The organism is Paenibacillus sp. SER-28, from assembly GCF_052906305.1.
In genome coordinates this window covers 508,913-534,000 of record NZ_JBRECM010000001.1, presented here as the reverse complement: position 1 = coordinate 534,000, position 25,088 = coordinate 508,913, and the positions used below count along the sequence as shown (strand labels likewise).

Annotated in this window: 27 protein-coding genes and 1 riboswitch; of the genes, 6 read left to right on the top strand and 21 right to left on the bottom strand. The window is 45.4% G+C overall.

From position 1 onward, the window contains the following. Position 1 precedes the first annotated feature (1 nt). The 5 genes from ACUYLD_RS02520 to ACUYLD_RS02500 form a co-directional block, all read right to left on the bottom strand. The gene (locus ACUYLD_RS02520) at positions 2-691 is read right to left on the bottom strand and encodes a response regulator transcription factor (RefSeq protein WP_069291490.1); all 690 of its coding nucleotides are present in this window, start codon (positions 689-691) and stop codon (positions 2-4) included. Positions 692-839: 148 nt separating this feature from the next. After that, positions 840-2,426, bottom strand: a complete 1,587-nt coding sequence (locus ACUYLD_RS02515) for a S1C family serine protease (RefSeq protein WP_446674346.1) — start codon at positions 2,424-2,426, stop codon at positions 840-842. Positions 2,427-2,621: 195 nt separating this feature from the next. After that, on the bottom strand, positions 2,622-2,927 hold the full coding sequence (locus tag ACUYLD_RS02510) for a hypothetical protein (RefSeq protein WP_446674345.1): 306 nt from the start codon (positions 2,925-2,927) through the stop codon (positions 2,622-2,624). Positions 2,928-3,011: 84 nt separating this feature from the next. Further along, the gene (locus ACUYLD_RS02505; protein WP_061829151.1) at positions 3,012-3,587 is read right to left on the bottom strand and encodes a 3D domain-containing protein; all 576 of its coding nucleotides are present in this window, start codon (positions 3,585-3,587) and stop codon (positions 3,012-3,014) included. 61 nt (positions 3,588-3,648) lie between these two features. Beyond that, the gene (locus ACUYLD_RS02500; RefSeq protein ID WP_061829150.1) at positions 3,649-4,530 is read right to left on the bottom strand and encodes a putative sporulation protein YtxC; all 882 of its coding nucleotides are present in this window, start codon (positions 4,528-4,530) and stop codon (positions 3,649-3,651) included. Positions 4,531-4,769: 239 nt separating this feature from the next. Between ACUYLD_RS02500 and ACUYLD_RS02495 the strand changes: the two genes are divergently transcribed. The 4 genes from ACUYLD_RS02495 (at position 4,770) to ACUYLD_RS02480 (ending at position 8,045) form a co-directional block, all read left to right on the top strand. After that, a complete protein-coding gene (locus ACUYLD_RS02495; RefSeq protein WP_446674344.1) occupies positions 4,770-5,165 on the top strand; it encodes a hypothetical protein in 396 nt (131 codons plus the stop codon). 206 nt (positions 5,166-5,371) lie between these two features. Beyond that, positions 5,372-5,866 carry a cation:proton antiporter regulatory subunit gene (locus ACUYLD_RS02490; protein ID WP_013309426.1) on the top strand — a complete coding sequence of 165 codons (495 nt, stop codon included), beginning with the start codon at positions 5,372-5,374 and terminating at the stop codon, positions 5,864-5,866. Between the two features lie 4 nt (positions 5,867-5,870). After that, the gene (locus ACUYLD_RS02485) at positions 5,871-7,097 is read left to right on the top strand and encodes a cation:proton antiporter (protein ID WP_023987794.1); all 1,227 of its coding nucleotides are present in this window, start codon (positions 5,871-5,873) and stop codon (positions 7,095-7,097) included. Between the two features lie 84 nt (positions 7,098-7,181). Next, positions 7,182-8,045 carry a YitT family protein gene (locus ACUYLD_RS02480; protein ID WP_446674343.1) on the top strand — a complete coding sequence of 288 codons (864 nt, stop codon included), beginning with the start codon at positions 7,182-7,184 and terminating at the stop codon, positions 8,043-8,045. Positions 8,046-8,141: 96 nt separating this feature from the next. Here the strand turns inward: ACUYLD_RS02480 and mqnC are convergent, their stop codons facing one another. The 4 genes from mqnC to metA form a co-directional block, all read right to left on the bottom strand. Next, complete coding sequence (mqnC, locus tag ACUYLD_RS02475; RefSeq protein WP_061829148.1) at positions 8,142-9,275, bottom strand: cyclic dehypoxanthinyl futalosine synthase; 1,134 nt, start codon at positions 9,273-9,275, stop codon at positions 8,142-8,144. A 429-nt stretch (positions 9,276-9,704) separates the two neighbouring features. Continuing rightward, on the bottom strand, positions 9,705-10,883 hold the full coding sequence (locus ACUYLD_RS02470; protein ID WP_061829147.1) for an aminotransferase class I/II-fold pyridoxal phosphate-dependent enzyme: 1,179 nt from the start codon (positions 10,881-10,883) through the stop codon (positions 9,705-9,707). After that, positions 10,880-12,064, bottom strand: a complete 1,185-nt coding sequence (locus tag ACUYLD_RS02465; protein ID WP_043882120.1) for a PLP-dependent transferase — start codon at positions 12,062-12,064, stop codon at positions 10,880-10,882. Before ACUYLD_RS02465 ends, ACUYLD_RS02470 begins: the two co-directional genes overlap by 4 nt. Before the next feature lie 125 nt (positions 12,065-12,189). Then, positions 12,190-13,107 carry a homoserine O-acetyltransferase MetA gene (gene metA, locus ACUYLD_RS02460; RefSeq protein WP_061829145.1) on the bottom strand — a complete coding sequence of 306 codons (918 nt, stop codon included), beginning with the start codon at positions 13,105-13,107 and terminating at the stop codon, positions 12,190-12,192. Between the two features lie 118 nt (positions 13,108-13,225). Further along, a riboswitch (SAM riboswitch) is annotated at positions 13,226-13,351 on the bottom strand. A gap of 551 nt (positions 13,352-13,902) precedes the next feature. Between metA and corA the strand changes: the two genes are divergently transcribed. Next, on the top strand, positions 13,903-14,838 hold the full coding sequence (gene corA / locus ACUYLD_RS02455; protein ID WP_023987788.1) for a magnesium/cobalt transporter CorA: 936 nt from the start codon (positions 13,903-13,905) through the stop codon (positions 14,836-14,838). Positions 14,839-14,998: 160 nt separating this feature from the next. On the opposite strand, the gene ACUYLD_RS02450 is transcribed toward corA, so the two are convergent. From ACUYLD_RS02450 to ACUYLD_RS02395, 12 genes are all read right to left on the bottom strand, one after another. After that, positions 14,999-16,006: an HRDC domain-containing protein gene (locus tag ACUYLD_RS02450; RefSeq protein WP_446674342.1), complete on the bottom strand. Its 1,008-nt coding sequence runs from the start codon at positions 16,004-16,006 to the stop codon at positions 14,999-15,001. 165 nt (positions 16,007-16,171) lie between these two features. Continuing rightward, a complete protein-coding gene (locus ACUYLD_RS02445; protein WP_254326428.1) occupies positions 16,172-17,050 on the bottom strand; it encodes an ROK family protein in 879 nt (292 codons plus the stop codon). Between the two features lie 222 nt (positions 17,051-17,272). Further along, positions 17,273-18,169 carry a 5'-3' exonuclease gene (locus ACUYLD_RS02440; protein ID WP_080710677.1) on the bottom strand — a complete coding sequence of 299 codons (897 nt, stop codon included), beginning with the start codon at positions 18,167-18,169 and terminating at the stop codon, positions 17,273-17,275. Positions 18,170-18,241: 72 nt separating this feature from the next. After that, the gene (locus ACUYLD_RS02435; protein WP_069291482.1) at positions 18,242-18,607 is read right to left on the bottom strand and encodes an arsenate reductase family protein; all 366 of its coding nucleotides are present in this window, start codon (positions 18,605-18,607) and stop codon (positions 18,242-18,244) included. A 43-nt stretch (positions 18,608-18,650) separates the two neighbouring features. Beyond that, entirely contained in the window at positions 18,651-19,610 is a 960-nt protein-coding gene (locus ACUYLD_RS02430; RefSeq protein WP_446674574.1) for an RluA family pseudouridine synthase, read from the bottom strand. Between the two features lie 21 nt (positions 19,611-19,631). Continuing rightward, positions 19,632-20,195 (bottom strand): cob(I)yrinic acid a,c-diamide adenosyltransferase, encoded by a 564-nt coding sequence (locus ACUYLD_RS02425; RefSeq protein ID WP_061829140.1) that lies wholly within the window; start codon positions 20,193-20,195, stop codon positions 19,632-19,634. An 18-nt stretch (positions 20,196-20,213) separates the two neighbouring features. Beyond that, on the bottom strand, positions 20,214-20,783 hold the full coding sequence (locus tag ACUYLD_RS02420; protein ID WP_069291480.1) for a hypothetical protein: 570 nt from the start codon (positions 20,781-20,783) through the stop codon (positions 20,214-20,216). A 100-nt stretch (positions 20,784-20,883) separates the two neighbouring features. Continuing rightward, positions 20,884-21,090 carry an aspartyl-phosphate phosphatase Spo0E family protein gene (locus tag ACUYLD_RS02415; RefSeq protein ID WP_069291479.1) on the bottom strand — a complete coding sequence of 69 codons (207 nt, stop codon included), beginning with the start codon at positions 21,088-21,090 and terminating at the stop codon, positions 20,884-20,886. A 114-nt stretch (positions 21,091-21,204) separates the two neighbouring features. Next, complete coding sequence (locus tag ACUYLD_RS02410) at positions 21,205-22,416, bottom strand: aminotransferase class I/II-fold pyridoxal phosphate-dependent enzyme (RefSeq protein ID WP_061829137.1); 1,212 nt, start codon at positions 22,414-22,416, stop codon at positions 21,205-21,207. 12 nt (positions 22,417-22,428) lie between these two features. After that, on the bottom strand, positions 22,429-22,929 hold the full coding sequence (locus tag ACUYLD_RS02405; protein WP_013370105.1) for an Lrp/AsnC family transcriptional regulator: 501 nt from the start codon (positions 22,927-22,929) through the stop codon (positions 22,429-22,431). Between the two features lie 143 nt (positions 22,930-23,072). Next, positions 23,073-23,459, bottom strand: a complete 387-nt coding sequence (locus ACUYLD_RS02400) for a spore coat protein (protein WP_029516490.1) — start codon at positions 23,457-23,459, stop codon at positions 23,073-23,075. A 31-nt stretch (positions 23,460-23,490) separates the two neighbouring features. Continuing rightward, complete coding sequence (locus tag ACUYLD_RS02395; protein ID WP_061829136.1) at positions 23,491-23,727, bottom strand: hypothetical protein; 237 nt, start codon at positions 23,725-23,727, stop codon at positions 23,491-23,493. A 114-nt stretch (positions 23,728-23,841) separates the two neighbouring features. Here ACUYLD_RS02395 and ACUYLD_RS02390 point away from each other — a divergent pair, with 114 nt between their 5' ends. Further along, complete coding sequence (locus ACUYLD_RS02390) at positions 23,842-25,080, top strand: NAD(P)/FAD-dependent oxidoreductase (protein ID WP_446674341.1); 1,239 nt, start codon at positions 23,842-23,844, stop codon at positions 25,078-25,080. The last annotated feature ends 8 nt before the right edge of the window (positions 25,081-25,088 follow it).

Genomic DNA, 25,088 nt, shown 5'->3' with positions numbered 1-25,088 from the left:
ATTACATATCACCTCTTAAAATATAGCCAGCTCCCCGAATTGTACGAATGAGTCGTTTACCGCCATCCTGCTCCGTTTTTTGTCGTAGCATGGCAATATATACTTCCAGCACATTCGATTCTCCGCTATAGTCATAGCCCCAAATTTTGTCCATAATCAGATCACGCGACAGAACACGCTTCGGGTTTTGCATGAACAAATGGAGCAGTTCAAATTCTTTGGCCGTCAGTTCCAAACGTTTGCCGCCACGAACCACTTCGCGGGATTCGTTATCCAGTTGTAAATCCTCGAAGGTAAGCCGATTTCCGTTATTGTCCTGTTGTTCGGTTTTACGCCGCAAAAGCGCTCGCACTCGCGCCAGCAGCTCCTCTAGAGCGAACGGCTTGACGAGATAATCATCGGCCCCTAGATCCAAGCCCTTAACCCGATTCTCAACCTCATCCTTGGCTGTAAGCATCAGGACAGGTACTGTACTTCCACCCTCCCGCATACGACGACATACCTCAAAACCATCGACCTGCGGCATCATTACATCTAGCACGACCACATCAGGCTCAGCTGTCAACATTTTATTTAATCCTTCTGCTCCATTGGCGGCTGTCAGCACTTCATAGCCTTCAAATGCCAGCCCTCTGCGCAGCATGGAAACAATTTTTTCATCGTCATCAATGATTAGAATAGTAGAACGCATACACGATCGAACTCCTTTATCTCTTCTTTTCCTTCTATTGTAGCAGGAGTAGACGCGTGTAGCATCTGGCTGCTTCATACAGAAAGAAACGGAAGGGATCTTCCTTCCGTTTCTTACGTGCACTTGTTCATTTTTGAAGAGTTTTCATCTATTGCTGAAGCGTCGAGCTAAAGTCATTTTTGTTGCCAATTTTCAGCTGAACATCTTTTTTCTGCCCAGCTCGTTCGATGTTAAGTGTCAGCGCTGTACCCACTTTTTGTTTTTGAATGAACTGGATCAGCTCTTGTGATGTGCTATAAGGCGTGCCATTCGCTCCGATAATCACATCGTAAGGACGCAGATCGGCCTGATAAGCTGGTGATTTGTATATAATATCCCGTACAACCGAGCCTTCGGTCAGAGATGTACCCAGTTCTTTGGCTACTTCAGGACTCAAATTTAACAGACTTGCACCAATGAAAGGTACAGGTTCTTTCGGGATAGGCTGGTTATTTTTCAGCTTATCGACGACTTCCAAAATCGTATTGGACGGAATCGCAAACCCGATCCCCTGTGCGTCTGCACTAACAGCTACGTTCATACCGATAACCTGCCCTTGCAGATTTAATAGCGGTCCGCCAGAGTTACCAGGGTTAATGGACGCATCCGTCTGAATGAGATGCTTGTATTGCGTCGGTTTTCCAGTCGATTCACTATTAATGGTGATCGTACGTTCTTTCGCACTTAGCACCCCGGCTGTTACCGAATGTTCAAAGCCTTCAGGGTTGCCGATTGCGACCATCCATTCGCCGACTTTAGCGTTATCGGAGTCACCCAAAATTACTGTCGGAAAGTTGTTTTTGCCTTCAATTTTAAGTACCGCCAAATCAAGATCAGCATTTTTGCCCAAGACTTTGGCTTCATAAGGCTTATTAGTTCCCTCTACTGTAACCTGAACCACACTCGCGCCTTCAACAACATGGTTGTTGGTTAGGACGTAACCCGATTTATCAAAAATAAAACCAGAACCAATACCAAGCGGAGTCAGCTGCCCGCTGTTGCTACCTTCATTTTCATTACTGTTACCGCTGCTGCCACTGTCACCATACTGATTACCGAAAAAGTATTGATACAGCGGGTCATTGTAATAAGGGCTGCTTTGTCTGCCACTGCTACCACTGGTTTGTTTGGCAAGCGTTTCGATTTTAACGACTGCCGGCCCAGCCTTTGCCACAACAGATTGAACATCAGCGGTACCTGAAGGCATCACAGCCGGAACTGCGCTTGGAGTCGAGCTGGTGGTTCCTGAATTAGTCGTTTCTCCGCTTTCAGCTGCCGCCGAAGTCAACGCCGTCTCGGGTGTGAACATATTTGTTCGGTCAGCTGTATACATCAATACCGTAATGACCAGCATCCCGGCCAAAAAAGATAAGAATATTGTTTTCACCTGCGACTTGGGCTTATTCGGTTTGAATTGCCAGTTGCCACCATTCCGACCCGAACCATCCTGTTGCTCAGGCATAGCCCGATGGTAAGAGGGAGGAAGAGGTCTCACTGCCTGCGGTGGCGTAATCTCAACATCCTTTTCCACCGGCTGCCCTTCCTTACGTTGTCCGTCCGATTGAACTGAAGAAAAAGGGCCGTAAGAATAATAATATGAGGAACCGTTCGAATCGTTTTGCCGAGTTGCGTTATCGGTATCAACCTGATCGTTGTCGTTCCGGCGTCCGGAGTTATTATTTTTAAATTCGTCCATTGTATATCTCCTCCCAAACCCTATGCTTCAAGGTGGTGTTGTTTAACTGACTTTATTTTGCGCTTTAAACCTTAATTCCACCTTAAAAAAAATTAAAAAGGAGATAAAACCTTAGACCTATTGTACCTAATCACTTTCACTTAAAACGAAATGCCCCGGATATAATCCGGAGCATTATCGATTGTATATGCTTTTTTATTTCGTGTTAAAGTTTTCGTCGAACTTTTCGTTCGGTGTTTGAGCATTGTTTTGAATTTTGTTGCGACTGGAGTTTTGAACTTTTTGCGCTACTGCACCTGTACCGCCTTGATCTGTTGCAAATTCTTCATCATACTTCTCATTTGGTGTCTGGAAGTTGTCTTGAATTTTATTTTGTTCAGACTGCTTTACCTTTTGTGAAACGACACCTACCGTATTGTCTTGTGCAAATTCCGCTTTGAACTGATTTCCTGTGCTTGCCTTGAAGTTGTTCGTGAAAGAACTTCCGCCTTGATTTGGCATAATTCTCAACCTCCCAGTATGTTTTGTGGGATAAGCTTATCCCGCAACATAGTATGTGATGTTGGAAAAAACAATATTCAAGGATTATATGGAAGCATCCAGTGTCGCACTCGGAATGGTTTTATGCGTTTCTATCGCTTTTTGGAGCGATTTTACCATCTTTTCCGTACATTTTCCGTTCCCTTTTTTTATAATTTGAACATCCACATCTTTCTTGCCCCATTCAGAATACACCTGCCGGGTTGTTTTAAAATACAAGTCAATTTTATTGCCCTTAATCGCAGAACCTGTATCTGCTACAATCCCGTATCCATAACCTGGAATGTACAATATGCTCCCCAAAGGAAACGTTTTGGGATCAGCCGCAATCGTAGACAGAGTGTTCTTGTCACGACGCACTTTTACACCGGAATACGTAATACCGTAGCCGGGATGACTTGGCCGTTTGCCAGTCGATTCATAGCCTGCTGTATATCCTGTTGCCGTGACCGTCATGGTCGTAATAACCTGCTCCTCGCGTGGAGCCAAAACAGGTGCGGACTGCCATTTTTTATGCTGGACCGGTTCTTTGTGACCGTAAACTTCATTGCCGGGCAATACCAGACAGGTTGCAATTAACACGGTTCCCAAAATCCGTTTCCATACCAACATGGATCTCATAAAAAACCTCCCCTTGAGGCAAAGGCTTTCCAGAAATCCATTGGTTTATACGAAAAGATTATTATTTTTGAACATCCTGACCTGGATAAAGTCTGCTCAGCTTCACTTTATCTTCAAAAATATGCAGGAGTGTCCGCACTATGGGGGTGTGCTCATCGTCTGTGTGCAATATAATGGAAGCAGGAGAAATCGAAATAAGGGTGCTTACGATTCGATCTTCGACCTCCATTTCTAGTTCAATGCCTGGCATCTCGACAATGATGTCATCTGCATCAGGAGTCGGTATGGGTACCATGGCACTATCCAGAATCGTAAAATTATGTCCGCCTTGGTGAAGTACGTGTACGAGCGGAACTTTGCTTTCCTGAAAAAAAACAAAATATTTAAGCAGCCCCATAAATTCTTCGTATTGCCGATCTGCCCAGAATTCTTCCATGGCATAGTCGACGATTTCTTCAAGCTCTTTTTTATACGCATGGAGCCTAAATTGAATCAGTCCTTCCAAATTGATCACATGAAGCTCCTTAAAATCCTTCTCCAGGAGAGTGGTCAGCTTACCATGACGCTTCAAACGGCCTCTCGGGCCATCATCGTTTAACAGTGAACGAATCATACTGCGAATTTGCTCTGTATCCTCTTTCTCCAGCAGCGAACAGGCTTTGGTGAGAATGAGATTGAGCAATCCCCACTCCTTGACTTCGATAATATAATCCGCTATTGCCGAAGACATGATGCTGTATACACAGGGGAGAAAGCTTTCAAACGCCGAATTGCTTTCTGTGCCCTTGCAGGTCCATGCCACTTTGTTGTCCAGCTGTCTGAAAGTGAATCGAAATCCGCGCCGTGACATATGTAGTCCCTTTGTTCTACTTTTGACCACTTCATAAAACCGGTCGGTTTCCTGATCTCCGTCTGTATTGGTCCACACTGTAAACAGTTCCATTGGCTCACTCCTTTCGATCACTGCTTTCAGTATATGGCGGCCTCTAAAGGGTTATACGAAGTGAACGACTGGAAACAGAAAGACATATCCAAAAGAGGATGATCAAGTTTCAAAAAGCCGGTTGGCGTGTTATAAACAATTACTGTGATATGGAAAATAACGAAAGACGTTTGAATATTTAGGGTGGGGTATGTTAAGGTTATAGTAATATGAATTTTTCACAAGAGGGAGGAGATAAGATGTTAACGATGCTGAACATGCTGCGTACATTCATGATCGTCATATTGAGCCTCGTTCAGATTTTGTCCCTTCCTGTGACGTTTCATGCGGAAGACACCACTCAATCCCTTCAGTTTACTGTGGGATCTTCTGTTGTGCCTCATGCTGATGTTTCCTCGTTAGAAACAGATTCTCACAGTCTGGAGCACCATTCCAAACCAGCTATACGCAAATCCTCCCCTTTACTTCATCTGGTGATCGCTGCGGCCAAATCACTTCCCTTTGTCATTTTGATAGCGCTTGTGCTGCTATTGAGCATCCCTAAACTACGTCTGCCTTTTATTCCTGTCATTTGCAAACTAAAGAAGCAATTGTACTTGTTCCCCATCAAATTCACCTCTAGTTATGTGGCTTAACCTCCCTTTGCTTGCACATCACCACATTTGCATGTCTATTTGTTAATATTTTCCAATAATTGTAATACGTAAGTGTATGTACCAGGTTTTTTACGTTAATTCATAAAATTTAATACAAAAAGAAAGTTTCCATGTCACTCCCAAAGTATGTGATTTATTTCCCATACCATTCATTTAAATAACGTATCGTACAGGAGGCTTTACAAATGGATATTCGAGAGTCTATTTTGCCAGGAATCGGGATTAAGTATCGAATAGATGCAGAGAGTGGCGACCGAATTGTCATTATTATTCATGATGATGGCAGGCGCGAGTTGTATCACTTTGATTACGAGGATCTGGAACAAAGTATTTCTATGACAACCCTGAATGATCAGGAAGCGCGATTGGTAGCCTCCATCATCGGGGGTATGACATATAAGCCCAAACAGCTTGAAAGTGTAGAAATGACGTTTGATGATTTTATTATCGAATGGTATAGAGTGGAATCCCACTATGCAAGTGTCGGCAAATCCATCGGTGAGCTGGATGTAAGGCAAAATTCGGGAGCCACTGTTATTGCCATTGTGGAGAAAAAAGGAATGAAATATGTAAATCCTGGTCCTGAAGTGATTATTAACGATGATGCCACTGTAGTCGTTGTTGGGGAACGCGATCAGCAAAAACGCTTTAAACAAATCCTTATGAACGGAAGCGGGTGATTGGATGGATCATCTGGTATTTGAGGTTGGATTGGCAATTGCTCTCATCGCTGCAGCTGGACTTATTTCCTCCAAACTGCGCTTCTCGGTCATCCCTTTTTATATCCTGATCGGAATGGCAGTTGGGCCGCATGCGATGGAGCTATGGCATTTTGATTTTCGCTTTATCGAAAGCGCCCCATTTATTGATTTTATGGGAAGAATCGGAGTGCTGTTTCTTCTCTTCTACTTGGGTCTCGAGTTCTCAGTAGGTCGGTTAATTAAATCAGGCCGTTCCATTGCCGTGGGCGGCACCATTTATATTGGCATCAATTTTACACTGGGGCTGGCTCTTGGCTTCCTGAGCGGCTTTCCTGTAGCAGAGACACTGGTTATCGCCGGAATTACAACAATATCATCCAGTGCTATTGCTGCGAAGGTGCTGGTAGATCTCAAGCGGACTGCCAATGCAGAAACAGAAATGATTTTGGGCATTATTATGTTCGAGGATGTTTTCCTCGCCGTATACATCTCCATCCTCTCCGGATTGGTTCTTAGTGATTCATCCTCGCTCGGGGGTGTGCTGCTATCAGCGCTAATCGCGCTTGGCTTTATGCTTGCAGTCATTATTATCGGCCGTAAGGCCGTCCCTCTGTTAAATCGGATTCTCCGTATTCGCTCCAATGAGGTATTCGGACTTGTTGTTTTTGGCTCTCTGTTTCTGGTGGCTGGTTTTTCGGAAACGATTCATGTGGCGGAAGCTATCGGCGCCCTGTTGGTCGGTCTGGTACTGGCCGAAACGGAACATGCCAAACGAATCGAGCATTTAATTGTTCCTTTCCGCGATTTCTTCGGTGCCCTGTTTTTCTTCAGCTTTGGACTATCCATCGATCCACTGTCCCTGGGAGGAAACGCGATATGGCTTGCACTGGCAGCAGTCGTCCTAACGTTGTTTGGTAACATTTGGGCAGGAATGCTGGCTGGGCGTACGGCCTCCTTATCTCCCAAAGCGTCAGCAAATATCGGTCTGACCATTGTGGCACGAGGTGAATTTTCGATTATCATGGCCAACTTGGGCAAGGAAGGCGGTTTGCTTGATATTGTTCAACCCTTTGCAGCTATCTATGTACTCATACTGGCGATTCTTGGACCACTTCTGACAAAGCAGTCAAAACCTATCTTTAATATGTTAAACAAAATATTTAAGTTCAAGGACCCCCGCCTACGAAAGGAAGAAAGTAACTCGGCATAACTGCAAAAGCTGGATACGACAATCCATAGGAGGGAAGGCTATGCCGCACGCTGTAAAACATGCCGAAACTCTATGAGGCGGCTTGTGAAGTCCGCTTCAGGAGATGCGAGCAGGTTCCCTGTCTTTTATACGGTGATTGGTGGAATTACAGCATCCGTCGGTCTGGAATTGTTTTTACATCCGCATGATATGATCGCTGGAGGCGTCACGGGGATCTCCAGACTGATGTCGCTTTATACACAGGAGCATTTTGGGTTACTGCTATTCGTTTTGAACTTGCCACTCATGTTGCTGTATTCTCTGTCTACTCACAAACCCATGCTGCTTCGAGCACTACCCGGCTTGTTCGCCTTTTCGGGCTCAGCCATTATTCTTTCGCCTTTTCCGGCAGTGAGTGGCCATCCGGTCGTATGCGCTTTGGGCGGCGGAGTCTGTATCGGTCTTGGCGCAGGGCTGGCAGCTCGTCATGGTGGTCTGCTCGATTCACTAGGACTTAACGAATCTGACGATGGCCGTCCATCCACATTGTTGCTAACACACCGTAAGATTCCATTAATACAGATTGTTATGCTGTGTAATGGTCTGCTGCTCATTACCGCCGGCTTTGTGCTAGGCTGGGAGCCAGCTCTCTATTCAGCCTTATCCTGCCTCGCCGCCTATGAAACGACCCGGCTGATGTTTACCGGTCTGACGCGTATGGTTTGTGTTGTCAGCAAGAAACAGCAAACCGTCGAGGATGCCATATATCGCAGGCTGCGTATACACAGCACACCTGTTGGAGGCTCTGCACAGATAGAGGGTAAGATTAAAAGCGAATCTGAGGATAAAAAAGAACAAATGGTCATCGTTTACAGCGTTCAACTGTTGGATTTGCAGCGTTTTAAGGCAGTCATCCAAATGGCTGACCCGCAGGCTGAGATCATGTATATGAAACGATGGAAAACATAGCAAAGTAACACATCAAAAAACGCTTATCTACACTAATCCTTATACATAGATTAGTGATGGATAAGCGTTTTGTAATTAACAATATATTAACGGATATTAATTTTGCATGATAAAATCATGTTCAATACTGCTGGCACTGTCAAAAGTACGAATAATATCATAACGGGTATTGCGCTGTGCCGGAATGTGACCCGTCTCGCGGATCAACTGTAAAATGGATTCGATGTTTACCTTATATGTTGCGCCTGCAGCGGAAACTACGTTTTCCTCAATCATGGTGCTGCCAAAATCATCGCAACCGTAGTATAACGATTTTTTACCGATTTCAGGTCCCATAGTTACCCATGAGGATTGAATATGCTTAATGTTATCCAATACAAGACGACTGATCGCAACGGTCTTCAGATATTCTTCTGGCGTCTGGCGTTCCTTCTTCAGATTGGTGTTGTCTGGCTGGAAGGTCCAAGGAATAAAGGCCAAAAATCCTTCAGAATTATATTTGTTTTCAATGCATTCGTCCTGAGCATCACGAACCCGCAACAAATGCAGCGCACGCTCCTCCATCAACTCACCAAAGCCGATAACCATCGTAGCGGTTGTGTTCATCCCAACCTTGTGAGCCGTTTGCATGACATCCATCCAATCACGCCAAGAGCCTTTGAGACGGCTAATTTTGCGGCGTGTGCGGTCATCCAAAATTTCTCCGCCTCCACCCGGAAGCGAATCCAATCCAGCTTCATGAATGGCTCGAATCGTATCTTCCATGGATAGACCGGATTTTTCCTTCATTTTGTGAATTTCAGCTGGCGAGAAGGAGTGCATCGTAATATCGGGAAAACGCTCCTTAATAGCTTTCAGCAAATCCGTATAATAACTGAACGGCAGATTTGGATTCACACCGCCTTGCATTAGAATTTCGGTGCCACCTACCTCCTGCGTTTCCTTGATCTTCTGAAAGATCACCTCATCCGGCAAAACATAACCTTCATCGGAACCCGGTCTACGGTAAAAAGCGCAGAAGCGACAGTATACGTCACATACGTTCGTATAGTTAATATTTCGTCCGATGACGAAGGTTTTAATGGGATCGGGGTGCATGCGATTCATGACTTTATTCGCCGCGTGACCTATTTTTTCTACCTCGTCTGATTCGAACAAAGCAACGGTATCCTCTAAATTCAGGCGTTCGCCGCGTAGGGCTTTATCTAAAATATGGTCGATTACACTCATGGTGTATCCTCCTTCGCTGTCACAGGGCGACGAAATGAACGACAGGACTTATGAACGAGAATGCTTTCACAAACCTGCGTTCGAACCCTGCCGTAATGTATGTTCATGACTGGCCTTGTATGTTGTCTGTGCTATTTAGCATAGTAAAACCTAATGATAATACTAACATATCTTTAGGTAAGGGACCATACTTATTCCCGCTTCTTTCTGCTTTTCACCTAGGAAAACAAGCTTATCTCAACATTGCGTATAGCCAAGAAATAACAAAACAAGACTGAAAGTACCTTTTTTCACACTGTCCTTCATGTCATTCTTATAGAAAACAGCAAGCCTCCTGAAATACTGGAAACTTGCTGTTTAGTGCTGTACATATTTGCTCCCGGCGTGAAAACGACAAAGATGCTGCGGATGTGCTAACGCTCTAGCGCTCTATCGCAGCGCCTCATCCAGATCACTGATCAGGTCATCAATATCCTCCAAACCTACGGAGAAACGAAGTAGTCCGTCCGTAATCCCGCGCTCCAATCGTACACTATGGGGCATAGCCGCATGTGACATCATCGCCGGATACGACAAGATGCTTTCCACAGCTCCCAGACTCACCGCTACAATTGGAATACGTACGCGACTGAGGACTTCTTTTGCACGCTCACCAGAACCCACATCAAACGATATCACTGCACCATAACCGCTGGATTGACGCTCATGAACTTCACGCCCTGGATGATTTTCCAGACCCGGGTAGTATACTGCCTCAATGTCGTTGCGCTCGTTCAGCCAGTTAGCGAGCTTAGCTGCACTCTTTTCGCTGTGAGCCATACGAGCCTCCAGTGTCTTCATACCGCGCATGAGCAACCATGACTCCTGCGGAGCCAGCACGGTACCCAGTCCATTTTGGAGCTGCTTGATTTGTCTCCCGAGCGATTCGGTACGTGCTACCGCAAGTCCTGCCAGCACATCGCTGTGTCCGCCCAGAAACTTGGTCGCACTGTGCAATACAATATCGACTCCTTGCTCAATCGGACGTTGATAATAAGGTGTCATAAAAGTATTATCCAATAAAGTTAAAAGTCCGTGATCCTGTGCCCAAGAGGTTATTCCTGCTACATCGGTAATTTTGAGTGTCGGATTGGACGGGGTTTCCATATATACAGCCCTTGTATTCTCCTGTAACGCCTCTTTCACAAGGTTAAGGTCCGTCATGTCGACGAAGGTCGTTTCGATATTCATCCGTTTCAAAATGGAGGTCAACAGTCGATATGTTCCCCCATATACATCCTCGGAAACAATGACATGATCTCCAGCGGATAAGAGCATAAAGGTAGTGGAGATGGCCGCCATACCTGACGCAAAGGCAAAGCCGCACGCCCCGCCTTCTAATAAAGCGATATAATCCTCCAAAGCTTGTCGTGTCGGATTACCTGAACGGCTATAGTCATGCTGTGGAGGATTAAAAATATCATGATGGTGAAAGGTAGAAGCTTGATAGATCGGGACGCTCGAGGCCCCCGTAACGCTGTCAATTTCAGAACCAAAATGCAGCAGCTTGGTAGCGAACTTCCGCTCTTTGTTCAAATCCTGCCCGATCCTTCTCGCATCCTCTATCATTGCAGCTCTCCTCCTTCTACTTCTTGACGTGCCGCTTCCAACGCCGAACGCAAATCTTCAATGAGGTCGTCTGTATGCTCAATGCCTACGGAGAAACGCAACAGCCTGTCATCTACCCCGACTGCATCCCGAATTTCTGCTGGTATGTCCGCATGTGTCTGCACAGCGGGATAGGTCATTAACGATTCCACACCGCCGAGACTTTCCGCAAACGCAATGAGCTTAATGTGACGAAGCAAAGGTTCCACATAACGAGCATCCTTTACTTTAAAGGAGAAGATACCTGTATTTCCGCTGGATTGTTTATTTTGAATCTCACGACCTGGGTGGCCTTCGAGAGCTGGATAGAATACTTCTGCCACCGCCGGATGCGTCAGTAAATAGTTAGACAGCACTGTTGCATTATGTTCATGTCGATCCATACGCAGCGCTAACGTCTTCATCCCCTTCATCAACTGATAGCAGTCACTCGGGGAAAGCACGGCCCCTATGGAATTGTGCAGAAAGGAAATTTCAGCTGATAGCTCTTTGCCTTTGGTTACGATTAACCCTGCCAGCACATCGTTGTGTCCGCCCAAATACTTGGTTGCGCTATGTACCACAATATCCGCGCCGAGTTCCAATGGCCGCTGGAAGTATGGTGTTAGCAGCGTATTATCTACAATGGTAAGCAGCTGATGTTGTGATGCCCATTCAGCCACCGCTCGAATATCAGTAATCATCATTAACGGATTTGTAGGTGTTTCTATGAATACAGCTTTGGTATTCGGTCGACATGACTGTTCGAGTGCTTCAAGATCGTTCGTATCCACATAACTGGCTGTTACACCAAATTTAGATAAAATACGCTCCAGCAAACGATATGTCCCGCCATACAGATCCAGCGATACTATGAGATGATCTCCCTGTCCAAACAATGCAAATACCGTTTGCAGCGCCGCCATACCTGAGCTGCATGCAAAGCCTGCATCACCAGATTCAAGTGCAGCAGAAGCCTCTTCCAGTACCTTTCGCGTGGGATTGATCGTCCGAATATAATCAAATCCTGTGCTTTGACCCAGACGGGGATGGCGGAACGCCGTAGATTGGTAAATCGGGTAATTAACAGCCCCGGTTACTGGCTCCTCTACTGAACCGATTTGTGCCAATCTACTTTCGATTTTCCACTGTTTCTCACTCATATGAATCCTCCTGTTAACTTCCATAGTGGGTGCTATAACCAATCCTGCAAAAATGGATGTCAAAGACTATACTGCTGCGCTACTGCAAGGTGGTACTGTACAAGGGTAAACTACAAGCCCCTTTTTTAAATCTGGGGCCCGATATCGTAAGGTGTCTCTTGGTATACATAATAGTTCAGCCAATTCGAGAATAATAAATTGGCATGCGCCCGCCAGATTGAGGGCGGTGTGCGCTCAGGATCATCATTAGGAAAATAATTTTTGGGAACTTCAATATCCATTCCTTTGGCCACATCGCGGTCGTATTCCCATTTCAATGAAAGCGGGTCATATTCAGAATGCCCAGTTACAAAAATTTGTTTACCGTCAAGCGTGGCTACGAGGTACACTCCAGCTTCCTCGGATTCGGATAAAACTTCTAATTCGGCGATATGATCAATATCTTCCCGCCGAACCTCCGTATGTCTGGAGTGAGGGGCATAAAACAGTTCATCAAAGCCGCGTAGCAATTTTACTTTAGGTTTAATCACGGTGTGTGGAAATACGCCAAAGCATTTGTAGTCGAGCCCGTATTTCGGGACATTGAAATGATGGTATAAACCTGCCTGTGAGGCCCAACAAATGTGCATGGTCGAAGTTACATTCGTTTTCGTCCATTCAAAAATTTGCCGGATCTCCTCCCAGTAGTTCACATCCTCAAACTCAAGCTGTTCAACCGGAGCTCCTGTAATGACCATGCCGTCAAAACGACTGTTCTTAATCTCGTCAAACGTTTTATAGAACATATTCAAATATTCTTGCGATGTATTTTTGGATACATGAGACTTCATGTGCACCAGCGTGACGTCCACTTGCAGCGGCGTATTGCCGACCAGGCGCAATAGTTGGGTTTCCGTTGTTTCCTTCGTAGGCATCAAATTCAAAATGGCGATGCGCAACGGACGAATATCCTGATGATAAGCCAAGCTTTCATCCATTACGAAAATATTTTCGCCCTCCAGCACTTCCTTGGCAGGTAGTGTATCTGGAATTTTAATCGGCATGTAAACTCACTCCTTGTTCGGTAAGTTTTGCGAAAATCGTCCTGCTGAGATGCCGGGCATATAATAAAAAGACCTTTCTCTGGTTAGAGAAAGGTCATATTTGTATCCATATGCGCCTCTCTCATCTGTCAGGGCAACGCTCTTTGTACAAAGCGCGCGTCCTGCAAGAATTAGCACCGTGCGATTAAAATCGCCGGTTGCCGGGTATCATCGGGCTAGTCCCTCCACCTGCTCTTGATAAGATTTCGCTATATTCATTTTGGGTTCACAAAGTTCTTGTTGTTCACTTTAATGCATCGGCTGGGCTTCGTCAAGATGGGACTTGTAAATTTGTGCCCTGCAATCACATTTTGTCTACCTTTTCCATAGGTTAAATCATATCCCTCCTTTCGCTGAAGCTCTTGCCACTACTGTTGATTTAGCCCATGATTTTGCGCTTGAAAGGCCGTAGGCCGAGCGTTATACTATACAAGTGCTATTAGGCAAAAATATGGAGCAGTAGTGCAGATTTGAGTGTTTCCTGCGATACTGTGGCAATCTAAAAAAGAACATTTGAGAGGTGAATCCGGAATGGAAGGCGACCCGAGTCCGAGTAGGCGGCGATCCCTGAACAACAGCATAGGAATGACTTCAGCTTGCCGAAAGACGGGACGCCAGGCTCTGCATGCTCCAAAAGCCTCCGGCTTTTGATGAGAATGCACGCTTACCCGCACCGGCTAACTGGCTAACTGAGTTCATTCCTTATGCTTAAGGTAAACGTATTTCCGTTACGACGGAGCATAAGGAGTGACATATATGAAAATCCGTTTGGTCAACAACGGGGTTTTTACCCCTGTCGAAGAAATTGAAATGGCGCTTACTGCACCGGCAGAAGGTTTTTATTGGATTGATGCCGATGTCGATGATTTGGCAGTGCTCCAACCTTTATTTTCCATGCATGATCTTGCAGTAGAAGACTGTTTGAGTGAAGAGGAACAACGTCCGAAGATCGAAATTTATGAAAGCCATTATTTTATCGTTGTAAATAGCATTCGTTTTGATGATGAAGAAATATTTTTGCGAGCTTTGAACATTTTTCTCGGCCGCCATTTTATCATTACGGTGACCAAGCAGAAAATCAATGAGCTTCGTACCCTCAAGCCTATGCTGTGGGAGCAAGAAGTCAGCCAGCCTGACCGTTTTATGTATCTGCTGGTCGACTTGATTGTTGACAACTATTTTCTGGTTGGTGACCGGATTGAGGTCCGCATTGAAAAGCTGGAAGAAGATATTCTAATGCATACGAAAAAGTCGCATTTGAACGAAATCATCGGCTTACGAAGTGAGATTCTGTGGCTGAAAAAAGTGCTGGGTCCGCAAAAGGAAGTCATCAATACCCTGAACAAACGGGATTTGCGACTCATCGACGATCAATTGCAAAAATATTTCAGCGACATTTATGAAAATGCTGTGAAAATTTCGGAGACTTTTGAAACTTACCGCGATTTGATGGGTAACCTTCGAGAAGCTTATCAATCCAGTATCGCCAATCGTGCCAATGAAATTATGCGTGTGTTTACGGCAATAACGACCGTATTTATGCCATTGACGGTCATTACCGGAATATATGGGATGAACTTCGATAATATGCCTGAACTTCATACACGTTATGGCTATTTTGTCGTCATTGGTATTATGGTGGCACTAGGTGTCAGTATGTTCTGTATTTTCCGCAAGAAAGACTGGGTTTAAAAAGAAAAGGGGAAAAAGTACGGAGTTGGATACCTATTTCGATTTTCAAGCTTGATCATAAAAAGCAGCAGCCGTGTCCTATGAGGAACTGGCTGCTGCTTTTTAGTATGTTGGACCCTGAATGTACTTAATACTTTAGCTTTATCCAATCAGTTCTATATTATCCAACATGTCGGTCGGGTACCTGCTGATGGCGAAACCGTATACGGATCAGACGCAGACGCTCATAAATTTGATCCAATCCTGTTTCTGTCGCCTTTTCTTCCCCATACACTTTCAGCATGACAGGCTTGAGCAGCGTATCCCCCAACTCTTCATAAGCAGACCAGATGACTGCCTGCTCCTCCTCAGATACATTCACCAATTCCTTGCGGATCAGCTTCTCCATATCAATACCATCCCTGTCCAAATGCTCCACAGCTTCAATCATTTCTCTACGATGCAAACCTGTCTTCATCCCGATATGCTCCAGTGAAAGACCGTCCGAAATGCCTTCGATAATCGTTCTAGTTAGGCTGAACTTATTCAGCTCCTGCCTGTATTGGTTCTCTTTTTGCTTGTATAGCCATGACAAAAAAACTTCTTCTTCCAGCGTCTCTGTTACCCAGTTCAACGGAAATGGCGTGGTCCGGTCATTTTGTGTCGTAATAGCCAATAGCTCCGTCCCATATTGCGACACCTTACCCTGACCCATACCAGGCAGCTCCAACAATTCTTCTTCGGTATGGGGAAGATAGACGCTAATGAGTCGAAGCAGCCGATTCGTAGCGATAAAATAAGGCGCTTTTCGTTCCGTTGCTGCTTTTTGCCGTCTCCACATCGTCAACTGCTCATACACTTCATCACGTGGAAACAAATCACTGTAGCAATACAGCTTTTGCAGCGTTTGTCCTCGTCCTGATGATCCTTCTTGCTCATGAAATACGCCATGGATTAAGGGCCTGTAGCCCTCAGCCATTTTGAGCGCCAGCTCATGACGGTATACATGCAGTAATTCCTGCCACAAGCTGCCCTCATACCAAAGGTCGTCTATACTTTCATCCGGGACATGTTGTGTGCTCCACCCTGCACTCCATCCCCCTTCATGTTGCCCAATCCATACCTGAGCAAAGTCCTCATAGCCCTGTTCATTCCGTTTGGACAAGCGATTTAAAAATACAATCTCCATGATTTCTTCCTCCCTCATATCGTTGAAAGACAGTCCCGCACAACACAAAAACGCAAAAAAAGCACCTATCCTGCGTATTCGCAAGAAAGGTGCTTCCCTTTTTGAGCCGTACTATGCTGTTGCCTATATAATAACCGTACCTTGGAGTGCCGTCAACCATAAATTCTAATGATTCAGCTTTTCCTTTGCCAATGCCAGAGCACCGCACAATCCAGCATTGTCACCCAATCCCGGAGATACGATATATTGCTCAATATCTGTCGTCAGACTCGAATGCTGTACGTATCCGTTCAAAAGTTCTTGAAGCTTGGTACGAATGAGCGGGAACAGTTGGTCCTGCTTCATTACTCCCCCACCCATAATAATTTTTTGCGGTGACAGGATTAATACATAGCTCATTAAAGCCTGTGCCAAATAGTACGCTTCCATTTCCCAGGCTGCGTGATCGACAGAAAGTTCATGTCCTTTAACCTTCCATCTTTTTTCGAGCGCAGGACCTGCTGCCAGTCCCTCCAAACAATCTCCGTGATAAGGACATGTCCCCTCGTAAGTATCTTCTGGGTGACGACGTACCAGAATATGCCCCATTTCCGGGTGGGATAATCCATGTATCAGCTTTCCACCAACCAAAGCACCCGCCCCGATGCCTGTACCTATCGTAATATACAGACAGTTGTCCAATCCCTTGGCGGCACCCCAAATAGACTCACCAAGTGCTGCTCCATTCACATCCGTGTCAAACCCCATAGGCACATCAAAATGCTGTTTCAGTTTGCCAATTAGATTGTAATTTCCCCAATGTGGCTTTGGCGTTGTTGTAATATAGCCATATGTATCACTGCCTTCGATAGGATCAATCGGCCCGAACGAGCCTACACCCAATGCTTCAATGCCCTTGCCTTCAAAAAATGCGATGACATTCTCCATTGTTTCTGCTGGGGTGGTCGTTGGAAAGCTTGCTCGTTCCAGTACCTCCCCATGTTCGTTACCAATTCCACATACAAATTTGGTACCGCCTGCCTCAATTGCTCCCAATACTGTCATAGTTGCTGTTGTCCCCTTTCAATAATCCGGTTCTCTCTCCACTATATTCACCTGAAATGTGCCCGAGGTCAATCCCCTTATCGCAATTGTATATAATCCTTCACATGACTATACAACTCCCTTGACATAACGGTATAAAAATAAGGACACTAACGCACCTAGCGTCAGCATCCCTATAAACTTACTTCACTTAAATTGTCCGTATCAAGCCTAACAGCTTCATTATGATCCGGTTGCGACACCCATCAATGTACACAAGCTTTTCATTTCAAGCTGCTCAAACTTGTCTACAATTTGCACGTGATCCAGCGTCAGCAGACAGCTATCCAAAGCACATGCTACAGGTACACCGCAGTGAATTTCAGCAAGCTTGCGTGAAAGATGCAGCATATCCAAATCACTCTCAATTTTTTTACGGACCGAGGGTGTTAATTGATCCAAATTCTCCAGAATGCCTTCAATAGAGTCATATTCCTGCACCAGCTTGAGTGCCGTTTTCTCACCAATACCTCGTACTCCTGGATAATTATCGCTTGCATCCCCCATCAGGCCTTTAAGGTCCACCACTTGGCGTGGCTTAAGCCCTTTTTCAGTCAGCAGAGTCTCCGGGGTGTATACCATATAATTGCCGTGCCCTTTTTTCATAATAATGACCCGTGTCCGATCATCCACTAATTGAAGTAAATCATGATCTCCCGAGAGAATCATTACATCCATGTCCTCATTTTGCGAATAATGGCGTGCAAGCGTACCGATACAATCATCGGCTTCAAAACCTTCCGCTCCAATGTTGGGAATGCCGAGGCTGTCCGTCACTTCCCGAATCAATGTAAATTGGGGAATCAAATCATCTGGTGCGTCGGCTCGGTTTCCCTTATACGCAGCAAAATGTTCCCCACGAAATGTCGTTCCGCCCATATCCCAGCAGCAAATGACGTGTGTAGGATTAAATGTTTGGACTGCATCCCAAAAATATCGAATAAAACCATATATGGCGTTCGTTGGCACTCCAGCTTTTGTACGACGGATATAACCGTTTGCGGCGGTTGCATAATAAGCGCGAAATAGCAGGGCCATGCCGTCAACCAGCATTACGGATTGTTCATTGCGTTGTGTCACAGATTGTATTGCTCCCATTCATCATAATATTTAACCCCCACAGTATAACATATCGTGGGGGTAAATTGGGCGTTATTGAGCTCCCCATGTGCCCTCAAATGTTTCCTCTTTGAATCCTACCGTTACTTTGTTACCGTCGGTTACAATCGGGCGTTTGATTAATCTTCCATTCGAGGATAAAAGCGAAATTTGCTCTTCACGGCTCATGTCCCCAAGCTTATCTTTCAGCTTTAACTCTTTGTACACCTCACCGCTTGTATTGAAAAACTTTTTCAGCTCCAGCCCGCTTTTGCGAATCAAGTCCTCCAATTCCTCCGGGCCGGGCGGTTGTTCAAAAATAGGAATAAGTTCCGTCTCATGTCCCTTGTTTTGCAGCCATTTCACTGCATTACGACAGGTACTGCATTTAGAATACTGATATACTTTCAGTTGGCTCATCGCTAGATTAACCTCCATTTGATTTTCATCGCTTATTTATATTTTATTCTGAAAGATATTGCGCTCTTAATAGCTCCTGCATTTCAGCCATATCGTCAGGTAGCGGAGCATAGAACGTCAGCCGCTCCCCGGTAACAGGATGCTCCAAGGATAGCTCTGAGGCATGCAGAGCCTGTCGAGGCATCTTGGCATCAAGCTGATCATATCGCTCACGTTGCGCAGCATCATCAGGTGTAATCCGATACATTTTATCTCCGATCAACGGACAACCGATATAAGTCATATGCACTCGAATTTGGTGCGTACGCCCGGATTCCAACTTTAGCCCAATGCGACTTCCCCCGTTCCACACTTCCTCCAGCTTATACAGCGTAAGGGCAGGATAACCATCCGGGGTCACCATACGTAAATGCGGATCATCCGGGTTGCGGTCAATCGGTCCGTCTACCTTTCCTTCCTGCAGCTCAGGCCGTCCATGCACCAGAGCTGTATAGCGCTTATCCACCGTTCCCGCAATCATTTGCTCAGAAATATGCTGGTGTACATACGGATTTTTGGCTACTACCAGCACACCCGTCGTCTCCTGATCAAGACGATGAACAGGACGAAACCGGAACAGTTCTCCCTTGGCCTGCCAATAATGCACAACCCCATTAGCCAGCGTTCCTGTGTAATGACCGTGAGTCGGATGGACAATCATGCCCGCCGCCTTGTTCACCACTAACAGATGTTCATCCTCAAACAATATCTCAAAAGGAATGGGTTCAGGTAAAATATCATCAGAACGCTCGCGCTCCATGCGAATTTCTACTCGATCCCCGGACTTCACCTTTACGCTGATGTACACACGTGTCCCGTTTAGCATAATACCTTGCTCGGTCAGCTTGAGTTTGGATATTAACTTTCGAGAAATGTTCATACGTTTTTGTAAAATAGTCTTCAACAGCATGCCCTCCTCCTCAGGAGGGATCGTATATACGATAGGTTCATAATACAAGCTCATCACAAATTCCCGGTTGCCTCCTTATTTGCGGAACACTTTTTTGCTGCGCACATATTCGACATCGGGCACGCCTTGACGGACATTCGCCGTGCGAGCGACGGCAAAGAAATAATCAGAAAGGCGGTTCAAATACCGACGTACCGCCGGATTAATGTCCGTATGTTTACCTAGTGTAACAGCACGGCGTTCCGCGCGTCGGCAAACTGTACGGCAAACATGAAGCGTTGAGGATAATGTGCTACCACCCGGTATAATAAAACGCTCCACCTTCGGATTTTCCTCCTGACATGCATCAATCCAGCCTTCAAGACGCTCTGCCAGCTCGTCTTTCACCTTATATTTGCTTTCACTAATTTTAACAAACGCCAAATCCGAACCACAATCAAACAGCTCCTGCTGTATTTCTTCCAATTGAGTCCGAATATCCGTAAACTCTTCCCCTTCGGCAAAGCTGATCGCTTGTCCTACAAAGCTGTTCAGCTCGTCAATTGTACCGTATGCCTCCACACGATCATCATCTTTGGACACTCGACCGCCGATCACAGAAGTTTGTCCTTCATCACCTGTTCTAGTATATATGCCCATTTCATTCCATCCCCTTTATCATTCCGTAAGTGCTTTCAGCACCTTGATGGCTTCTTCCTTATTGCTTGTACGAGGCGGCACGGTAGCAAATAATGTTTTGGAGTTATATTTTAGCTCCTTAAACATCTTCATCTGCTCCACCGGAATTCCGAACAAATGAGTTTCCTTGCTTACATCTGATCCTTCTTCCTCCTGCCCCTTCTTCTTAAATACGCCGCCCTCGAACACGCCCCGAGCGTACGTCTTCTTGTCAAAAGCATCATCTAACGGCAGATTCGAGCCATTCTGTCCATACAGCTTCATGTCCTCTTCCGGCAAAAGAAACAGATCATGCTCCCCGGCCGCATATTCTACAACCAGCTTCTGCTGGTTATACAGCGGACTGACTGAAATCTCAATAGTCGGAGCCTGTTCGCCTAGCTTATCCTTAAGCTTTTGTGCCAGCTCTTCACGGATGACTGAAGCATCCCCTTTATCCATAATAAAAATGGAGAAGCTGTCCTTGTCCCGTCCCCCACATCCAGCCAATAATACAAGTGCAAGCATTCCGATGATCCATGGCGATAGCCTTTTTAGCCCTGCTCTCATATGTACGCCCCCTCTTCCATGCCATTAATATATCATAAGTTGTGAACGCAAAAAAAGAAGGCCCGACGGCCTTCTTCTTGCATTGGCTGACTTCATACGGTTAAACCTTGCATTCCGTACCATACAGCTTCATATATTCATTGATTTTCAAATCGAGCTTGCAACTGATCTGGATAACAAGATCAGAGGTGAAGGACTGCTCTTCCTGAAATGTCCGCATCATCTCATTGCGCAGGAACAAAATTTCATCTTCCAGGGAAATGTCGTATCCTATTGAATTAGATGAATTATATCCAACATATGACATGAGCATTCCTCCTACAATTGAAAAATTGAACTTCCTGCTTCCGATTTCAAATTATAGCATAGAAATTTAGAAATAAAAGACTATTTTTTATGAATTACCCATAAAAAAATAATTTTAACCTTCTTTTCTTACTTTTTCTACAAAATGACCAATCCGATCCAGTGCCTCCGTCAGCTGAGCAACAGAAGTCGCGTATGAGCAACGAAGATAGCCTTCGCCTCCCAAACCGAACACATTACCCGGTACAGCCGCAACTTTAGCCTCTGCCAAAAGACGCTGTGCAAATTCATCTGAGCTGAGTCCCGTGCTTTGAATACTAGGGAAAACGTAAAAAGCCCCTCTTGGCTCATGGCACTCCAGGCCGATTTCCCGGAACCCTTCAACCATCAGACGGCGACGCTGATTATAGGCTTCTACCATACGATCTTTCTCACCCAAACCATTCCGCAAGCCTTCCAGTGCCGCAACTTGACCCATAGAAGGCGCACACATTACGGTGTACTGATGGATTTTGAGCATAGCGGCAATCAGATCTGGATGCCCGCATGTATATCCAATACGCCAACCTGTCATGGCGAAGGCTTTGGAAAAACCACTGACGAGAATCGTACGATCCATCATACCAGGCATAGCGGCAAAACTGACATGCTTTTCTCCATAATTCAATTCAGCATAAATTTCATCAGAAATGACGATCAAATCATGTTTTTCCACGACTTCGGCAATCGGAAGCCAATCTTCATAAGTCATCGTAGCCCCAGTTGGATTGCTCGGATAGCATAAAATCAACACCTTGGATTTAGGTGTAATTTTTGCCTCCAGTGCTTCAGCCGTCAGCTTGAATTCATCCTTAGCAAATGTTTCAATACCTACTGGAATCCCGCCTCCAATCGAAGTGATTGGAGAATATGAAATGTAGCATGGCTCGGGCACGAGAATTTCGTCGCCAGGTACAATTAAAGCACGCAAAGCAAGATCAATCGCCTCGCTTCCCCCAACGGTCACGATAATCTCATTTTTGGGATCATACCGGACTTCAAATTGCTCATTCAGATAATCACTAATCGCTTCACGCAGTTCTGGCGTTCCCGCATTAGACGTGTAGCTGGTAAAACCTCGCTCCAATGAATAGACACAGGCTTCCCGCATATGCCAAGGGGTTGTAAAATCCGGTTCGCCCACACCAAGGGTAATAATATCCTTGTTGCCACCCACCAAGTCAAAAAACTTACGAATACCCGAAGATGGGATCTCGCGCACCAACGGGGACAAATAGGAACTCATGGCTTTGTTACTGTCAGTAAATGCTTCTGTTTTGAGATTCATCATGATCTTCCTTTACGGCGAAATCATCAGACGATTATCTTCCTGATGGTCCTCAAAGATAATTCCGTCCTGCTTGTATTTTTTAAGCGTAAAATTAGTCTTGGTAGACAAGACCGAATCAATAGGCGACAGTTTTTCCGACACAAAATTAGCAACCTCACGGAGATTGCGGCCTTCAACCTCTACCAGTAAATCGTATGCTCCAGACATGAGATAGACCGATTTAACTTGCGGATACAAATAAATCCGTTCTGCAATCCCTTCAAAGCCTCTTCCACGCTCGGGTGTAATCTGTACTTCGATCAAAGCGGTAACCTTTTCGTCGTCGACTTTGTCCCAATTGACTACAGCGGCGTATTTGACGATCACATGTTGGTCTTCGAGCTCTTTAATTGAGGTGCGAACATCCTGCTCGTCAACCCCCAGCATAGTAGCTAATAGAGTCGGTGTTCTTCTTGCATCTTCTTTTAACAATTCCAGCACTTTTAATTTCAATTCATTCAGTTCTGTCATTCTACATAAGGCCTCCATCGAAAGAGATTACTATACATCATACAATACGCACTTTAAACCTGCAAAGAAAAACCGTCCACTCCGGTAAACCCGGCAGATGGACGGCTGTTATGGGAATCTGCTTCAAAAACGAAAAATCCCGTTTACATATAATAAGGGTTGTTTTGATGAGTAGACTGGCCTTGCTGGTGCATAGATTGGCCATATACTCCCGCGGATGCCGACTTTTGCTGAATGAACTGTTGGCATTCTTGTTGGGTCTTGCGAGCTTCTTGAATCTGTTTGTCTAAATCGATGCGCAGTGCTTTAGTCGGAGTGGCATACATATTGTTTTGGCTCATCAGGTGATACAAATCACCTTGCAGACGCAATGTATCATTCGTAAGGTCGGTGAACATCTGACGCACAGACGGACAATTGGATTCTGTCGTCGCCGTTGTGTACTCGCGCACCGTACGTTTCATATCAGCAAGAATGGTATAGAGCAAATCTTCTTCGGGCATAAATGACATATTGTTTTGTGAATACATTCTGTCAAACCTCCTTTATTGTAAATCCAAATTACTGCTGCGGTTGCATTGGGGCAAGCTGCTGATGCTGTTGAAGAGCATTAGAAAGCAGATTCAAGTGGTGCTCATGAGTTCTTGCCAGTTGCAAACAGGCTTGTTGGATGGCTGGGTGCTGAATAGAAGCCGCTGTCGCCGCACTTTGTTTGAGTAGTAGTTCTTCATTGGAAATGGAGTCCACGATGTACTCCAGCTCTTTGCCTGACAAGGGTTGCATGTTCGTAGATTGCATAATCTCTGTGCCTCCTTGAATGTTTTGTTGCACGCTGGTTATCTTGTCCGTTTGGCGAAATACTATGTACACCTAAGAAATATTACATATTACCTTATGAGGAGTGCTATTTATATGGAATTGATAAGCGGGAATACATATTGGCCCAGTACCTTGGAGAAAATGTTGGATTTCCCGCCTTTGGCAGAGGATTTAAATTGTGATGTATTGATCATAGGTGGCGGCATGGGTGGATCCATCTGCTCCCGACTGTTGGGAGAACGACAGGTAGACGCCGTGGTTATTGACAAACGCAAGCTAGTACATGGAAGTTCTTCGGCCAATAACGGACTGCTGCAATATAGCAATGATAAGACCTTAACTTCCTTCATCAATACGTTTGGTGAAATGAACGGTGTACTGTTTTACCGTATGAGTAAAGATGCTCTGGATCAGTTGGAAAAACTGTCTACCACGCTGGAAATTGATCCGTCTTTTTCACGCCGAAGTAGCCTGTACTATGCAAGTACATCGGAGGATGTGCAGACACTTCAGGAAGAGTACAAACAGCTAACCCGGTTTGGATTTCCCGTCGAATACTGGGATGATCAACAGATTGCTGCCCGATTTCCTTTCCGAAAACCAGCAGCCTTATATACACGCGAAGATGCCGAGGTTAATCCATTTTTGTTCGCCCAAGGACTGCTGCGATCTGCCAGCCGTCTTGGTGTTCGCTTATACGAGAATACAGAAGCTGAGCATTTTGAATTCAACGATAATGAGGTCGTTTGTCATACCAGCGGTGGGATTATCCGAGCGAAAAAAGTTATTTTTGCAACAGGTTATGAAACACAAGAGATTAAAACAGACCGCGGAGCCGTTCTGGAAAGCTCATATGCTATCGCCACCAATCCAATCGGAGATACACCCTTGTGGCATGAACAGTGTCTCATCTGGGAAACCGCTCGTCCTTATCTATACATGCGCTCCACACCGGAAGGACGCATTATTATTGGTGGTTTAGACGAACCTGTACTGGACGCCAATCAACGTGAAGTCAGGCTGCTGCACCAACAGCAAAAGCTGCTACAAACGTTACAGGAATTTTTTCCGGGTATACCATTTCAGATCGACTTTGCATGGGCTGCTGTATTCGGCTCCTCTCAAGACGGTTTGCCGTATATTGGTCCACATCCGCGTTTTCCCAACTGCTACTTTTTGGAAGGTTACGGGGGAAATGGAGCAGTCACGAGTATGATGGCCGCACAACTTTTGGCTGATGAACTGACAGGCACACACCGACCTGAAATGGAGCTTTATTCTCTGACCCGTACTACCAAGCCCTCGCCCGAAACAACGGAACCGATGGTTTAACGTGTGGA

Excerpts from the sequence above, each read along its gene's own strand:
- ACUYLD_RS02485 (WP_023987794.1), top strand. The coding sequence starts at position 5,871 with ATGGATCATCTGGTATTTGAGGTTGGATTGGCAATTGCTCTCATCGCT.
- ACUYLD_RS02415 (WP_069291479.1), bottom strand. The coding sequence starts at position 21,090 with ATGTCATATGTTGGATATAATTCATCTAATTCAATAGGATACGACATT.
- ACUYLD_RS02470 (WP_061829147.1), bottom strand. The coding sequence starts at position 10,883 with ATGATAGAGGATGCGAGAAGGATCGGGCAGGATTTGAACAAAGAGCGG.
- ACUYLD_RS02400 (WP_029516490.1), bottom strand. The coding sequence starts at position 23,459 with ATGTATTCACAAAACAATATGTCATTTATGCCCGAAGAAGATTTGCTC.
- ACUYLD_RS02515 (WP_446674346.1), bottom strand. The coding sequence starts at position 2,426 with ATGGACGAATTTAAAAATAATAACTCCGGACGCCGGAACGACAACGAT.
- ACUYLD_RS02405 (WP_013370105.1), bottom strand. The coding sequence starts at position 22,929 with ATGACAGAACTGAATGAATTGAAATTAAAAGTGCTGGAATTGTTAAAA.
- ACUYLD_RS02465 (WP_043882120.1), bottom strand. The coding sequence starts at position 12,064 with ATGAGTGAGAAACAGTGGAAAATCGAAAGTAGATTGGCACAAATCGGT.
- ACUYLD_RS02410 (WP_061829137.1), bottom strand. The coding sequence starts at position 22,416 with ATGAATCTCAAAACAGAAGCATTTACTGACAGTAACAAAGCCATGAGT.
- ACUYLD_RS02505 (WP_061829151.1), bottom strand. The coding sequence starts at position 3,587 with ATGAGATCCATGTTGGTATGGAAACGGATTTTGGGAACCGTGTTAATT.
- ACUYLD_RS02450 (WP_446674342.1), bottom strand. The coding sequence starts at position 16,006 with ATGGAGATTGTATTTTTAAATCGCTTGTCCAAACGGAATGAACAGGGC.
- metA (WP_061829145.1), bottom strand. The coding sequence starts at position 13,107 with ATGCCGATTAAAATTCCAGATACACTACCTGCCAAGGAAGTGCTGGAG.
- mqnC (WP_061829148.1), bottom strand. The coding sequence starts at position 9,275 with ATGAGTGTAATCGACCATATTTTAGATAAAGCCCTACGCGGCGAACGC.
- ACUYLD_RS02435 (WP_069291482.1), bottom strand. The coding sequence starts at position 18,607 with ATGAGCCAACTGAAAGTATATCAGTATTCTAAATGCAGTACCTGTCGT.
- ACUYLD_RS02445 (WP_254326428.1), bottom strand. The coding sequence starts at position 17,050 with ATGACAGTATTGGGAGCAATTGAGGCAGGCGGTACCAAATTTGTATGT.
- ACUYLD_RS02495 (WP_446674344.1), top strand. The coding sequence starts at position 4,770 with ATGTTAACGATGCTGAACATGCTGCGTACATTCATGATCGTCATATTG.
- corA (WP_023987788.1), top strand. The coding sequence starts at position 13,903 with ATGAAAATCCGTTTGGTCAACAACGGGGTTTTTACCCCTGTCGAAGAA.
- ACUYLD_RS02430 (WP_446674574.1), bottom strand. The coding sequence starts at position 19,610 with ATGAGCTTGTATTATGAACCTATCGTATATACGATCCCTCCTGAGGAG.
- ACUYLD_RS02490 (WP_013309426.1), top strand. The coding sequence starts at position 5,372 with ATGGATATTCGAGAGTCTATTTTGCCAGGAATCGGGATTAAGTATCGA.
- ACUYLD_RS02425 (WP_061829140.1), bottom strand. The coding sequence starts at position 20,195 with ATGGGCATATATACTAGAACAGGTGATGAAGGACAAACTTCTGTGATC.
- ACUYLD_RS02500 (WP_061829150.1), bottom strand. The coding sequence starts at position 4,530 with ATGGAACTGTTTACAGTGTGGACCAATACAGACGGAGATCAGGAAACC.
- ACUYLD_RS02520 (WP_069291490.1), bottom strand. The coding sequence starts at position 691 with ATGCGTTCTACTATTCTAATCATTGATGACGATGAAAAAATTGTTTCC.
- ACUYLD_RS02510 (WP_446674345.1), bottom strand. The coding sequence starts at position 2,927 with ATGCCAAATCAAGGCGGAAGTTCTTTCACGAACAACTTCAAGGCAAGC.
- ACUYLD_RS02390 (WP_446674341.1), top strand. The coding sequence starts at position 23,842 with ATGGAATTGATAAGCGGGAATACATATTGGCCCAGTACCTTGGAGAAA.
- ACUYLD_RS02420 (WP_069291480.1), bottom strand. The coding sequence starts at position 20,783 with ATGAGAGCAGGGCTAAAAAGGCTATCGCCATGGATCATCGGAATGCTT.
- ACUYLD_RS02395 (WP_061829136.1), bottom strand. The coding sequence starts at position 23,727 with ATGCAATCTACGAACATGCAACCCTTGTCAGGCAAAGAGCTGGAGTAC.